The 13,948-nt window shown below is 48.6% G+C and carries 9 protein-coding genes; 4 read left to right on the top strand and 5 right to left on the bottom strand.

Going from position 1 to position 13,948, the window contains the following annotated elements; translation table 11 throughout:
* Positions 1-244 precede the first annotated feature (244 nt).
* Entirely contained in the window at positions 245-2,632 is a 2,388-nt protein-coding gene (locus B5M13_RS13630) for a TonB-dependent receptor (RefSeq protein ID WP_080056195.1), read from the top strand.
* Between the two features lie 13 nt (positions 2,633-2,645).
* On the opposite strand, the gene B5M13_RS13625 is transcribed toward B5M13_RS13630, so the two are convergent.
* The gene (locus B5M13_RS13625; RefSeq protein WP_080056194.1) at positions 2,646-4,634 is read right to left on the bottom strand and encodes a tetratricopeptide repeat protein; all 1,989 of its coding nucleotides are present in this window, start codon (positions 4,632-4,634) and stop codon (positions 2,646-2,648) included.
* Positions 4,635-4,730: 96 nt separating this feature from the next.
* On the opposite strand from B5M13_RS13625, the gene B5M13_RS13620 reads away from it, so the two are divergent.
* Positions 4,731-7,091: a C1 family peptidase gene (locus tag B5M13_RS13620; protein WP_080056193.1), complete on the top strand. Its 2,361-nt coding sequence runs from the start codon at positions 4,731-4,733 to the stop codon at positions 7,089-7,091.
* On the opposite strand, the gene B5M13_RS13615 is transcribed toward B5M13_RS13620, so the two are convergent.
* The 4 genes from B5M13_RS13615 to alaS form a co-directional block, all read right to left on the bottom strand.
* The gene (locus tag B5M13_RS13615) at positions 7,080-7,280 is read right to left on the bottom strand and encodes a hypothetical protein (protein ID WP_080056192.1); all 201 of its coding nucleotides are present in this window, start codon (positions 7,278-7,280) and stop codon (positions 7,080-7,082) included. The genes B5M13_RS13620 and B5M13_RS13615 overlap by 12 nt on opposite strands.
* 103 nt (positions 7,281-7,383) lie before the next feature.
* Entirely contained in the window at positions 7,384-8,226 is an 843-nt protein-coding gene (gene murI / locus B5M13_RS13610) for a glutamate racemase (protein ID WP_080056191.1), read from the bottom strand.
* Complete coding sequence (locus tag B5M13_RS13605) at positions 8,226-8,678, bottom strand: hypothetical protein (RefSeq protein WP_080056190.1); 453 nt, start codon at positions 8,676-8,678, stop codon at positions 8,226-8,228. The genes murI and B5M13_RS13605 overlap by 1 nt, the downstream gene beginning before the upstream one ends.
* Before the next feature lie 340 nt (positions 8,679-9,018).
* The gene (gene alaS / locus B5M13_RS13595) at positions 9,019-11,694 is read right to left on the bottom strand and encodes an alanine--tRNA ligase (RefSeq protein WP_080056188.1); all 2,676 of its coding nucleotides are present in this window, start codon (positions 11,692-11,694) and stop codon (positions 9,019-9,021) included.
* Positions 11,695-11,860: 166 nt separating this feature from the next.
* Between alaS and B5M13_RS13590 the strand changes: the two genes are divergently transcribed.
* Both B5M13_RS13590 and dprA read left to right on the top strand, forming a co-directional pair.
* Positions 11,861-12,196 (top strand): MerR family transcriptional regulator, encoded by a 336-nt coding sequence (locus B5M13_RS13590; RefSeq protein WP_080056187.1) that lies wholly within the window; start codon positions 11,861-11,863, stop codon positions 12,194-12,196.
* Positions 12,197-12,739: 543 nt separating this feature from the next.
* Positions 12,740-13,864: a DNA-processing protein DprA gene (gene dprA / locus B5M13_RS13585; protein WP_080059919.1), complete on the top strand. Its 1,125-nt coding sequence runs from the start codon at positions 12,740-12,742 to the stop codon at positions 13,862-13,864.
* Positions 13,865-13,948 lie beyond the last annotated feature (84 nt).

Genomic DNA, 13,948 nt, shown 5'->3' with positions numbered 1-13,948 from the left:
ATTTTCATGCCAAGTTTAGTGTCAGTTTTCCATCCCATTTAATTTACACGAAAAACTAATCTATTCTGCTAGGATTAATACAATGTCTACCGATTGCTTACTAGCTGTTATCTCCACTGAAGTTCGTTTTTACATAACAGACCCGGTTGGCGATAGCCTGCAAGCTGAAACTTTTTGACGAGGGTCATAGGGGTCTTGTTGACGTTGGCTGTCAGGAAAGCGAACCATCGTTTTCCGTTCCATCATGCAACTCCGCTCACCCTTCACGCTTTTAGCCGTTTTTCTGTTTTCGTTTTCTCTCCAGGCTCAATCATTAACACAGACCATTCGAGGTACGGTCGTTGACCAAAGTCTGCAAACACCCCTGCCGGGTGCTTCGGTAGTTATCATCAATTCGTCGCCCGTTAAAGGAGCTAGTACCGATGCTACGGGTCAATTTCAACTTGCGCACGTTCCGGTTGGTCGTCAGAGCCTGCAAATCAGTGTTGTTGGCTATAAGGTGGCGACCCTTCAAAACATTGTCGTCGATGCCGGGAAAGAACTGGTTCTGAGCATTTCCCTCGAAGAAGCGGTTAGCCAACTGGGTGAAATAACTGTCAAACCAAGCACTGAAAAAGACAAACCGATCAACGAAATGGCTACGGTGTCGGCCCGAACGTTTTCGGTGGAAGAAACGCAGAAATTTGCGGCTGCTGTCAACGACCCGGCCCGTATGGCAACGGCCTATGCGGGTGTGGTCGGCGCCGACGATGGAGGTAATTACATCATTATCCGGGGTAACACGCCCAACGGACTACTGTGGCGCATGGAAGGTGTCGAGATACCAAACCCGAACCATTTTTCCAACCTGGGTACGGCAGGAGGAGGCATTTCTATCCTCAGCGCCCAATTGCTGGCAAACTCGGATTTTCTGACCGGGGCTTTTCCGGCCGAATACGGTAATGCACTTTCGGGGGTATTTGATCTGCGCTTACGCCGGGGGAATACGACCAAACGTGAATACACCTTACAAGCCGGCCTATTGGGCATGGACCTAGCTGCTGAAGGGCCCATAGCGAAAGGTTACAACGGTTCGTTTCTGGTCAACTACCGCTACTCCACCCTCGGTTTACTATCCAAACTGGGCGTTAACATCGGTACAGACGATCGTGTATTTCAGGATTTATCGTTCAATGTCTATCTGCCAACCCGAACGGCTGGAACATTTACCCTGTTCGGTTTTGGCGGATTGAGTAGCAGCAAAATCAACGCCCCTGCCGATTCCTCAAAGTGGACGAATGACTACGATCGTTATAACGAAGATTTTCGATCCAATACAGGTGCGGCTGGGATTACGCATACGCTGCCCATCGGGCGAAAGGCACTGCTAAAAACCGTTTTCCTAGTGTCTGGTTATGAAAACAGTTTCCGAAACTCGCTTCTGGAACCAGCCAACGGTTATGCCGCTTCGGACCGGAACGATGCCGCCTACACCATTCAAAAGCGGATTCTCTCGTCAGCGCTGACCTATAAGCTCAACGCTCAACACACGTTTCGGGCTGGCCTGATTGGTACCCAACTGTTCTATGACCTGTACCAAAAATCCTGGGAAGCCGAACAACGTCAATTACTGACACGGGTGCAGGTCAATGATCAGACGCAGACGTTACAGGCGTTTGGTCAGTGGAACTACCGAATTTCGGAACAACTAACGGTCAATGCCGGCATGCATTATCTCCGGCTGGTTCTAAACGGCTCATCGGCCCTGGAACCACGGGGTTCGATCCGCTGGGCCTTTTCACCCGATCAATCCGTTAGTCTGGGCTACGGCCTGCACAGCCAGATTCAGAACCCAGCCACTTATTTTATGCGTCCAGCCGATTCTTCGGAAAATCCGACCGGAGCCTCCAACCGGACGCTGGGCTTTACCCGCTCACATCAGTACGTACTGGCGTATGACCGACGGCTGACCAGTCGGAATACGGACTCACCACTACGACTGAAACTGGAAACGTATTACCAGCATCTATTCAACATTCCGGTTAGTGCTACCGAAAGAAATGCGTTTGCTATCATCAATCGTTTTGATGGATTTACGGACCAACTATTGACCAACACCGGCCACGGTCGAAACTATGGTCTGGAACTGACACTGGAGCAATTCTTACTCAAAGCGGCTTCGGGCAACACTTATTATTTCCTGCTATCGTCATCGCTGTATAACTCGGAATACCAGGGTTCGGATGGTGTATGGCGCAGCACGCGTTGGAATGGTCGTTTTGCACAAAGCCTGCTGGCAGGAAAGGAATGGGTATCGGGCTCCAATGTCTTTGGGCTGAATCTAAAACTCAGCTACTATGGCGGCTACCGCGACACTCCTATCGATCTGGCAGAATCGAAACGGCTCGGCGAAACGGTTTACGTCGACAATCAGGCCTTTACCGAACAGCTACCCGCTTATTTTCGGCCCGACCTTCGGCTAAGCTGGAAGAAGAACCGCCTTCATTCGACACGCACCCTTTCACTCGACATACAGAATGCCGTAAACCGGCAGAACATCTACGGACGCTATTATGACCCAGCTAGTGGCACACTTAAAATCAGCTATGGCAGTGGCCTGATCCCTATTCTTAGCTATCGGGTCGTGTTTTGAGCAACGTAATCATCTAACCGGGAAGCCTGATGATAAACTCTGTCCCTTCTCCTTCCCGGCTTTGAACGATTAGTTCACCCCCATGCCCTTTGGTAATTATATCGAAACTTAGGCTCAAACCCAGTCCGGTACCTTCTCCCGTAGGTTTCGACGTAAAAAAAGGATGAAAGATTTTCGCTTTTATCCCCTCTGGAATACCCGCACCGTTGTCCTTCACCCGGATTTCAACGTACCCATTTTGCCGTCGAGTACTCACCCATAATACGGGTTGGTATTCGGCAGTAGAAAGGGTACGTTTTTGATTCATGGCATAGAATGCGTTGCTAAACAAGTTCAATAGTACACGACCTACATCCTGAGCAACGATAGTAATCACCCCTACAGTATCGCCAAAATCCCTTTCGAGCTGACAGGTAAAATCTTTGACTTTACTCCGATACCCCTGAAAAGCCAGATTCAGGTGTTCTTCGGTTAGTTTATTCAACTGAGTAGGTGCTTTCTCGCCCGTCGATGTTCGGGAATGTTCCAGCATCCCCCGTACAATGGCATCGGCTCGCTTTCCATGATAATTGATTTTTTCGAGGTTCACCCGTAAATCGCCTATAATTTCGTCTGCGTATTGCTTATCGGCTTCATTGAGTTGCTGAAACGGCCCCTGATCCAACTCATCAATAAGCTCCGTACTCACCTCAGAGAAATTAGTAACAAAATTCAGCGGATTCTGAATTTCATGGGCTATACCTGCCGTAAGTTCGCCTAAGCTGGCCAGTTTCTCGCGCTGAATGAGTTGATTCTGTGTCGCTTTCAACTCGGTCAGCGCAAGCTCTGCTTTTTGCCGTTGCACACTGATTTCGTCCCGTTGCTTTTTAAGGATCACATTGGCTTTTTGCTTGATTCGGTTGTTACGGTAGAGTATAAACGCAATAACGATAAAAGCCCCAATGGCCCCTACGAGCAGGTAAATGGTAATCCGGGTCCGATATTTTTCTTCCAACCGCTGCTCATCCTCATGCCTCATTTTTTCATTAAACTCGATGTTCTGAAAGTTTTTAATTTTTTCCGTGTTAACCAGAATGTCTTTGGCAGCGGTTGCAATTTTTAAATAAGCGACTGCCTGTCGCGGATCCGCTGACTCGTATATATCGGTCAGTAAGGAACTGGCTTTAACGATATTAAGCTGCAATGCGCTCCGCTGTGCGACTGTCAACGATTGGTTAGCATAGAAAATAGTCGAGTCCTTCTGGCCCATTTTGTTAAAGACATCGGCCATTTCATAATAGGTCTGACTTAATACACGGGCATTTTCTGACGTCTTTCCGTTTTCGACACTTAACCGGAAATACCGCAGGGCCTCTTTGTATTTCCCTAACTGGCCATACACATTTCCCAGATTCATCAGTTCGGCCTGCCGATCGCTCGTTTTGAGTTTTACGGCTTCCTGATAGGCTATGGTTGTATACTTGAGGGCAGAGTCCAAACGGCTCTGCGAAATATAATCATAGCCCAGATTGGTCAGTACAATTTGTTTTAAATCACTATCATTCAATTCGTCAGCCAGTCTAAGTGCTTTTTGCAAATAGTGGATTGCCTGCGTCCAGTTGTTCTGCTCGATGTAGAGGTTACCGAGGTTATTATACGTTCGAGCCAGTGCGTCCTTATCCTGATTGGCTTCTGCAATGTTTATGGACGTCAGGTGGGCCTGTAGTGCCTGATCGAAATTGCCGGTAAGCCGAAAAATTGTCCCAATCCGGTTCTGAATACGGGCCTCTCCTCGGGCATATCCAATACGTTGTGCCATCTGTAAGCCCTTTCTGGCACATTGCATGGCTTCAAACGGCTTTGCATACATCCATGCCCGACTTAACCGATCAAGGGCCAACACTTTGCTGGTATCGGGGATGGGCCTGGCCAACAGGTTTTGTAGACTGTCGGCTAGGTTTATCTGGGCAAGCGCTGGAACCGAAACAATTGACAAGCCAATGAGCAGGAAAAGAGGCTTCATAGAAATATGAGTTGGCTAACAAATATATATATTCGTTGCACATTGATTACCAGACAGAACGACTAATCAGACAATCCTCCTACCTTAACTTACTCGATGAAACGTATTGCTTTAGCTTTCTACTTTTGCTGCTGTACGGTCGCGGTTTTTGCTCAGATCCATTTTCTGGACCCCAGCAAACCCGCTCTTAACAACTCAACTGACCTACTGTCCAATCTGCAGCCCAGGCAACAGCCAGTAATCCACAAAACGCCAGTCAGCCAGCCCCTCGTACATATCATTTACGTGGAAGAACAGAACGAGCTGGAGTTTGCCCGTGTCAATATGGAAAACGACAGCCTGATAGCACAGGTGATAAACAAAATTGCTAATGGATTATCCTATCAAATCCAGAACTGGCGGATTCCCAAAGACCATTTTACCAGCCAGACCCTCAAAGAAACCGTTTCGTCACTCCAGACGACCCCGAAGGATATCATCATCGTCTATTTTTCAGGCTATGGCATCAGTCCGTCGGCTCCTACCGCTAAACTGGCCAATTGGCGACTGGACGACGTTACCGAACGCGGCCTGGCAGTCAGTGAACTGGAAACATGGCTGAAGACTCAAAAAGCACACCTTAGCCTGATTCTGGCCGATTATAAGACTGAGACTTCTCTGAAAGAAGGAACAGTGGCCGGTACGGTTATCTATACTGTAAATCTGGAGCGGGAAATCCTCAAACGGCTTTTCATACAAAATTGCGGGGTTGTCCAGTTCGGTAGTTCGTTGAATCCAAAATCCAGGTATATGGGTAGTGGGGCTGCGGGCACCCTCTTTACGAATGCCTTCAACAAAGCATTCCTCTCCATACTGGACAATACTCGAACCACCGAGCTTTCGAGAATTTCGTTTCAATGGGTACAGGCCATTACCGAGATCTATATGCCGGATAGCAAACAAAGCACTATTCTCGACATACACCCGTGCAGCGCTCAGCAAAAAATATCGTCGAACCCAGTGGCTATACAAGCGTCGGGTACGAGTTCACGGGGAGCCCAATGGCAGGGGTTTCGAGTGGACGAAGACAGATATAACCAGTTGCTGCAGAAACCCATTTTCAAGCTAAAAACCCCAAGGGTTGTGGATTTATCGAAGTACACCCCACCCGTTGTCGATCAGGGTCAAGAAGGGATGTGTGTGGCAGTTGCTATTGGCTATTATATGCGTTCAACACTGGAAGCAATAAAACTAAACCTTACCGATAAAGCAGCGATTCGTAAACACAGTTTTTCACCGTCGTATCTCTACAATTTTATAAAGGATGCCGGCGACGCTAATTGCTCGTTTGGGATTTTTGCCGAGAGCGCTCTCGACTTTTGCCAAAAATATGGCCTGGCCAGCTTTTCAAGTTACCCGGATATCAATGCCTGTCTGGGAACACCTGATAATAAACCAGATCCAAATTCAAAAATACTGGACTATGTGAAGGTGTTCAGTATTACCGACGATAAAGCAGACAAGATTCAGGCCACGAAACAGGCTTTGGCAGAACGCTCCCCAGTGGTGATTGGCATGGAATTAACCCCTTCGATTGGACACCTTTCGTTTAGTCGGCTCTTTTTTACCAAGCTCAAAAACTCGGTTATGCAGCTTGTTTCGTCGGATACGGCCCCACCAGCCATCCAATGGAAACCTGATTTATCGAATACGCTCGATTTTGGCCATGCTATGTGTGTAGTAGGCTATGATGACAATATGCTGGGTCAGGGCGCTTTCAAATTAATTAATAGTTGGGGAAAGAACTGGGGGGATGGTGGCTTCTTCTGGATAACCTATGAGAACTTTGCCCGATTTGCCAAGTATGGCTATCAGGCTTATTTACCCGCCAACAATAGCGCAGTTGTTTTGTCGGCCGATGTATCGCTTTATCACGCCTTATCGCCTACTACCCCGTTAGCAGCAACAACCACCCAGTACGGTCGTTCGGTCAAAGGCTATACGCTGACTAAACCACTCTCTACTAGCACATCACTAAGGCTAACGATTAAGTCAACCACTCAATCATATCTATACGTATTGGCAGCTACTTCAACCGACAGTGTAATCACGACGCTCTTCCCAGCAAGCACATTCGCTCCGCTTGTATCAGCCAATACACTCATTGATGTTACGAAAGATTCATTGCTTACGCTTTCGGGAAACCCTGGAACGGAATACATGGTGTTTATTTTCTCCAACGAAAGACTAACTAACCTCGACGCAATTCGTCATCAGCTCCAGACACAGCCAGGCACATTTCCCGAACGGGTGGGCGCTGTCTTTAATAAGGCAGGCCAACTGCTTCAACGCAATAAGTTAGTCTACAAAGCGAAAAAAACGGGCTTCTTTTGCTATTCAGACCCTTCCATGAAAGGGCAAGCCTACACCGTTCCTGTATTGATACGTATAAACCACGTAAACAAACTACGACTTTGACGACCGTTTACCCAGAAAGTAGCCAATAATAAGGCCAATCGCTATGCCAATCAGGATTGAGTATAAATCGACACCAGACCAATGTTCTTTACCTGTATCCTTCCCAACCCCTCCACCATTTTTCACTTGTGCAAACCCATTTGCAGCTACTAAAAATAGTGTAAAAGCGGACGTAAAACGTTTGTTCATGGTGATTTTTGTTAAGAGGTTCGTTTAGGTAAATGTAACAAATACGCCATTAATGTACTGATTATTACCCAGAAAATGCACTTACACAAAATTGCATACGGATTTAAAGCACCAGATGGGCCGACTGTACGGGCTCTCCATAAAAAATTGTGGCCTGTCGGTCGAAATCTTCAGTTGAGTCGGTGGTCAGAAAGGCGCGTTGTGCGTGTTTACTGCACTGGGTTTCAATTTCAGGATGGCGTACCAGATAGTCTGCCAAGCTTTCAGCCACAATACCACCCTGGCTCAAAATAGTAGCGTTGGCCGGGGCATACTGCCGGATTTTTTCCAGCAACAGCGGATAATGAGTACAGGCCAGCAGGATTGTATCAATGTCCGTTGACTTTAATAGTAGCCGATCAAGGTGTTGTTTCACAAAATAGTCGGCTCCGGGATGATCGTACTCACCATTTTCGACCAGGGGCACCCACATGGGGCAGGCTTCCTGAAACACCTTTACAGTTGGAAACGCCTTTTCAATTTCGACGACATACGACTCCGAGGTAACCGTTCCACGCGTAGCCAGAATACCGACGCTGCCCGTTTTCGAGTAGTTTCCAATGACTTCGGTCGTCGGTCGAATCACGCCCAGAACTCGTCGTGCAGGGCCATCTGGTCCGGGTGCCAACGTTGGCAAATCCAATTGCTGGATATTCCGTAACGCTTTGGCCGATGCCGTATTACAGGCCAGAATGACCAGTCGGCACCCCCTATCGAACAGATGCCGGACACACTCCAGCGTGTAGTGATAAACGGTTTCGAACGAGCGGGTACCGTAGGGGGTTCGGGCATTATCGCCCAGGTATATGTAATCGTATTGAGGAAGCGTTTTAACGATTTCGCGTAAGATGGTCAGGCCACCGTAGCCGGAGTCGAACACGCCAATCGGTTGCGACGATGGAGTCATTACTTTGTACTGGCTTTCTTTTGTGCTTCGACCAGTAACTCATCCAACGTCTTTCGGGTATGCACGGTTCCGCGCAGAATAACCGTGTTGATGGCCTGGGTAGCCTCGATAGTAGCGGATTCTGCTAAGGCAATGGTACGGCTGATGGTCAGCGTAGGTACGACAAAGGTGCTATTTTTAGCCATCCGCCCATATACCGCCATCGCCGTTGCTTCATCGAAACGCTGCGTAACCATGGGTGAAGCCACACGGACCGTAAGCGTACCGGCTCGTACTTTTTCCGCTACCTCTTTATCACGTGAGGAACCAGCCTTGAGCAGGTAACTCAAGTGTTCGTAAATATCCGGCTTGATGGCGTTGTCAGTAATCTTCACAAAATCGACCTGCAGCCCTTGCAGCGAATCCAGTATTTTATCGACTTCGGCAGGTGTGCTCACTTCAATATCGCCCACCCAGCTCGATTTGTAGCCTTACGCCCACAACCGTCTTACTATGGGTGGCAATCAGTTTCTTTGTCAGGATAGTACCCGTTCACCCATCAATCAGAGAGCCCGGCTTGATCAACGCCACCGACGTTCTGTTACTGCGCAAAAACGGCAGTGGAGGAAATCAGCTTAACAAGAAGGTTAATGAAAAGCATCGCAAATGGGCGAAGATTAATGTAGCCGAAACGATCATTCAACTGAGATCCACGAATGAAATAAAACACAGATGCACAGAGTAGCTAAAGAGAGATTCACAACGATTTTCCTATTTAGCTACTCTGTGTATCTGTGTGTAACAACAACTAACTTACCCAAGCAACGCCTTACCCTGCGCCAATGCGGCATCAAGGCCCGACAGGTCAGAGCCACCAGCCGTTGCGAAGAAGGGTTGCCCTCCCCCACCACCTTTGATGTTCTTTGCCAGTTCTTTCACTACCTGCCCTGCATTCAGATTCTTGCCCTGAATTAGCGAGTCGGGAAGCATTACTGCCAATTGGGGTTTTCCATTAATATCTGCCCCAAGCACTACCGCCAGGTTATCAACTTTGGCTTTCAGGTCGTAGGCCAGTTGTTTTAGGGCATCGGCCGATGGAACGTCTACCTTCTCAACAAGGCGCGAGTGACCCGGTCCGGCGTTCTGGTTAACGGCCTCCACTTTTTCCAGCAACTGATTCTTCAACTGCTGCACTTTCTCGTTTTGTAGCGCTTCGACCTGTTTTTGTAATGCACTACGTTCTTCAAGCAGCGCCTGGACGGCTTTCACGACATCTTTCGGGGCTTTGAGCAGTTCTTTTAACTCCGACACCACAGCCATCTGCTCGTTGATCAGCGCTTCGGCCCCAGCGGATGTTTTGGCTTCTACCCGACGAACACCCGTCGATACAGACCCCTCGCCCGTAAACTTGAAAAGGCCAATATGACCCGTTGCCGGTACGTGCGTACCACCGCAAAGTTCAACTGAATAGCTCGGATCGAAGGTAATGACCCGAACGAAATCACCGTATTTTTCACCGAACAAAGCAGTTGCTCCCAGTGCTTTTGCCTGCTCAATGGGAACATTCCGTTTTTCGTCCAGTTTAATGTCTTCCCGAATTTTCTCGTTCACAATCCTCTCCACTTCGGCCAGTTGCTCGTCGGTCACTTTGCTAAAGTGCGAAAAATCGAACCGCAGGGCATCGGGGCCAACGTACGACCCTTTCTGGGCTACATGCATACCCAGTACTTCCCGCAGGGCTGAATGCAGCAGGTGTGTAGCCGAGTGGTTGCTGGCAATTAGTCCACGACGCGCTGTATTGATAACGGCATAAACTGTATCAGCTTCGGTCAGCAGATCGTCGATCCCATCGACATTCTGGACAATGTGAATAACCAGGTCGTTTTCTTTCTTCGTATCCAGTACTGTTAAGGTACCAATCTGATCCGAATCCTTGAACAGTTCCAGCACGCCCGTATCACCAATCTGACCACCCGATTCGGCATAGAACGGGGTTTTGTCCAGGACAACCTGCACCTGGGTTCCCTGCTTGTTCTGAATTTTGCGGTACTTCACAACCTGAGCGTAGGTATCGGGCTGATCATACCCAACAAACTCCACTTTGTTATCCAGTTCGGTCAGTTCAATCCAGTCACCAGCCGACGAGGCTGCATCTTTCCGCGAACGGGCTTTCTGCTCCTGAAGCGCTTTCTCAAAACCAGCCTGATCGATTTGTAAACCTTTTTCACGGGCAATCAGGGCCGTTAAATCGGCCGGGAAGCCAAAGGTGTCGTTCAGTTCGAAGACCGTTTCGCCTGGAATTTCAGCTTTCCCATCAGTAGTCAGTTGCCCGATGATCTGATCCAATCGACCAAGCCCGGTTCCCAGCGTCCGCAGAAACGCAATCTCCTCTTCACGAATCACTGTCGCTACGAAATCACGCTGGGCGTTCAGTTCGGAAAATACATCGGCAAACTGCATGGCCAAGGTTGGCACCAATTTGGTCATAAATGGCTCGGTCAGACTCAGATACGAATACCCGTATCGGATAGCCCGGCGCAGAATCCGGCGGATTACGTACCCCGCTTTGGCATTCGACGGTACCAGACCATCGGCAATGGCAAACGACACGGCCCGAATATGGTCGGCTATGACGCGCATGGCTACGTCGGTCATGCTCGTACCAGCCTCATATTTTTTACCCGACAGTTCTTCGATCACGTGAATCGTTCCCGAAAACACATCGGTATCGTAGTTCGATTTTTTGCCCTGAATGGCCATACACAACCGCTCGAAGCCCATCCCTGTATCGACATGGCGGGCAGGCAGCGGCTCCAGCGAACCATCGGCCTTACGGTTGAACTGCATGAATACCAGGTTCCAGATTTCAACAACCTGTGGATGATCGGCATTGACGAGTTCTTTACCCGGTTTCTCAGCTACCTCTTCTTCCGAACGCAGGTCAACGTGAATTTCTGAACAGGGGCCACAGGGACCCGTATCGCCCATTTCCCAGAAGTTGTCCTTCTTGTTCCCGTAAATGATCCGGTCTTCGCCCACAATGGGTTTCCAGAGGTCGAACGCTTCCTGATCGAACGGAACGTTATCTTTCTGATCGCCCTGAAACACAGATACGTACAGCCGATCTTTCGGGAGTTTATAAATGTCGGTTAAGAGTTCCCACGCCCATTCGATGGCTTCTTTTTTGAAATAATCCCCGAAAGACCAGTTGCCGAGCATTTCGAACATGGTGTGGTGGTAGGTATCGAACCCCACATCTTCGAGGTCGTTGTGCTTACCCGACACGCGGAGGCACTTCTGTGTATCGGCCACCCGCTTCGACGGGGGCGTACCATTACCGAGGAAAAAATCTTTAAACTGCGCCATCCCGGAGTTGTTGAACATCAGCGTCGGGTCGTTTTTGGCAACGAGTGGAGCCGAAGACACAATCAGGTGGCCTTTGGAATGGAAGAAGTCGAGAAAATGCCGACGTATTTCGTGGGAAGTCATCTTATTAGTTAATGTCTTTAGGAGCGAGGAGCGAGAAGTGAGGAGCCATCCGGGGGATAAGGCATGACCGAATGGCTCCTCACTTCTCGCTCCTAACTACTAACTACTTTTTTGCAAAATTACGGAAAACGTTGCAGGTTTGACGGAACGTCAGCAAGTTTGTCGAATGGAAGGTTCAGGTAAGCTTTATTATGGTATTAAAGAGGTAGCCGAGCTGTTTGGCATTAATGCCTCTAAGCTGCGGTATTATGAAAAGGAGTTCCCTACCCTACAACCCAAGAAAAATCGCTCGGGCGACCGCATCTATACGCAGGCCGACATCGACCAACTTACAGAAATTCTGGATCTGATCAACAACCAAAAGTATACCTTACCGGGTGCCCGTGAGTTTTTGAAAGAGCGGGAAAACCGAAAACAGGAAAATGCCCGCTATGTAGCCAAACTCAAAAAGCTCAAATCGTTTCTGGAGAAACTGCGGGATGGGCTGGCGAGTGAGGAGTGATTACCTCATGTTCTTACCTGCTTTCCGCAATTGTTCCGACCAGTTATGCATACGTTCTCCGTGGCTAACCGATTTCCCTTTATCAGGATTAGCTAATAACCAGTTCTCCCAATCACCCTTATTGGAAAGCGTTTTTTAAAACCAGCTATTGTAGTATCGGGAGCCGATTTCTCTTTGATGGAGTAAATAAACTTGAATAAAGCGGATTGTTTCTTCACCGATTACCGAAACGTAAATACCAAAAATTTAGATTTCAAACTGAATCCAACCAAATACTCAAACTCTTCTGTTCGTTCAAAATCATTATAAAACGTGGTCGTATTGTAAAACACGTCTTCAATATCTTCAGTCGTAATACATTGGCTTCTGAGGCCGTCCAGGTTCAAAAATGAGTAGTCGAAATAAAATCGGGGACTGTTTATTAACGATCAGCAAGCAGGGCATTAGTCAACGAGTGTGCATAATTAGGCGCACACTAAGTCACCAAGTTCGGAATAATCTGTAAAAAAGCAGATGTTTGTAGGCAAACAAGCCCTTTCATCTGTGCCCACCGATACCCAACATCAGATTGCCCTTTCCTTTGTTCCCGGCGTTGGTAGCATTCTTATTCGTCAACTGATCAGCTACTGCGGGTCTGCCAGCGAGGTTTTTCAGGCTCCTCTCGGCCGTTTGCTGAAAATTCCCGGCATTGGTGAGGTAACAGCCCGGGCCATTCGCAAACCGGATGCTCTTACTGAAGCCGAACGGGTAATGAACCGGCTCGAAAAGCTAGGTGCTTCGGCCCTCTTTTTTACCGATAAAGCGTATCCCGCCCGTCTCAAAACCCTTTACGACGCCCCTGCTCTTCTGTATATGCAGGGAAATGGCGATCTAAACGCTCCCCGAACCATCGGTTTGGTGGGTACCCGGCAGGCTACTGACTATGGCCGACGGATTACCAACGACATGATCGAGGCTCTGGTCCCTTACGGCGTCAATGTGATTAGTGGCCTGGCGTATGGTATCGATATTGCCGCCCATCGCGCCAGCCTGATACATGGCTTATCAACATTCGGTGTAATGGCCAGCGGCATCGACATCATTTACCCGAATGTGCATCAGAAAACCGCTCAGGAAATGCTGGTTCAGGGCGGTTTGCTTACGGAAAGTCCACCGGGTACTAAGCCCGATGCGCATCTGTTTCCCGCCCGTAACCGAATCATTGCCGGATTAAGCGACGTCGTCGTTGTAGTAGAAGCGGCCGCCAAAGGTGGAGCTTTGATCACGGCCGAATACGCGAACAATTATCATCGGGACGTATTTGCAGTGCCTGGGCAGTTGAATCAGGCGTTTTCTGCTGGTTGTAATAAGCTGATACGGGAAAACAAAGCGCAGATTTATACCAACCCCCGAGACCTCATCGAGGCCCTCAACTGGGATAAACCCCACACTCCTCCCGGCGAGCAGTCCCTTACTAAAGTAGGCTCTTCATCATTACCTCTGGATATAACCGAGGAAGAGAGTCAAATCCTTGCCCTGTTACGTCAGGCGCAGTCTATTCACGTTGATGAGCTAAGTTGGAAAAGTCAAATTCCGATGGGCCGACTGGCTTCTCTCCTGCTCAACCTTGAATTTCGGGGATTTGTGCGTTCGCTTCCCGGCAAAAAGTACGCAGCAGTTTACGTGTAATTATCTCTGGTTTTACTGCCTACGCTCGATCCATATTCAGCTTGGTTGACAGACTACTTTCAGGGATAGGTACAAGGTTCGAGA

This window comes from Spirosoma aerolatum (genome assembly GCF_002056795.1).
Classification (GTDB): domain Bacteria; phylum Bacteroidota; class Bacteroidia; order Cytophagales; family Spirosomataceae; genus Spirosoma; species Spirosoma aerolatum.
The sequence above is the reverse complement of the archived record's forward strand: the minus strand, read 5'-3'. Positions and strand labels throughout refer to the sequence as shown.

Bases quoted from the DNA above. Each gene is read 5' to 3' on its own strand.
- B5M13_RS13615 (WP_080056192.1), bottom strand. From the start codon at position 7,280: ATGAACAAACGTTTTACGTCCGCTTTTACACTATTTTTAGTAGCTGCA.
- B5M13_RS13630 (WP_080056195.1), top strand. From the start codon at position 245: ATGCAACTCCGCTCACCCTTCACGCTTTTAGCCGTTTTTCTGTTTTCG.
- B5M13_RS13625 (WP_080056194.1), bottom strand. From the start codon at position 4,634: ATGAAGCCTCTTTTCCTGCTCATTGGCTTGTCAATTGTTTCGGTTCCA.
- B5M13_RS13590 (WP_080056187.1), top strand. From the start codon at position 11,861: ATGGAAGGTTCAGGTAAGCTTTATTATGGTATTAAAGAGGTAGCCGAG.
- B5M13_RS13620 (WP_080056193.1), top strand. From the start codon at position 4,731: ATGAAACGTATTGCTTTAGCTTTCTACTTTTGCTGCTGTACGGTCGCG.
- alaS (WP_080056188.1), bottom strand. From the start codon at position 11,694: ATGACTTCCCACGAAATACGTCGGCATTTTCTCGACTTCTTCCATTCC.
- murI (WP_080056191.1), bottom strand. From the start codon at position 8,226: ATGACTCCATCGTCGCAACCGATTGGCGTGTTCGACTCCGGCTACGGT.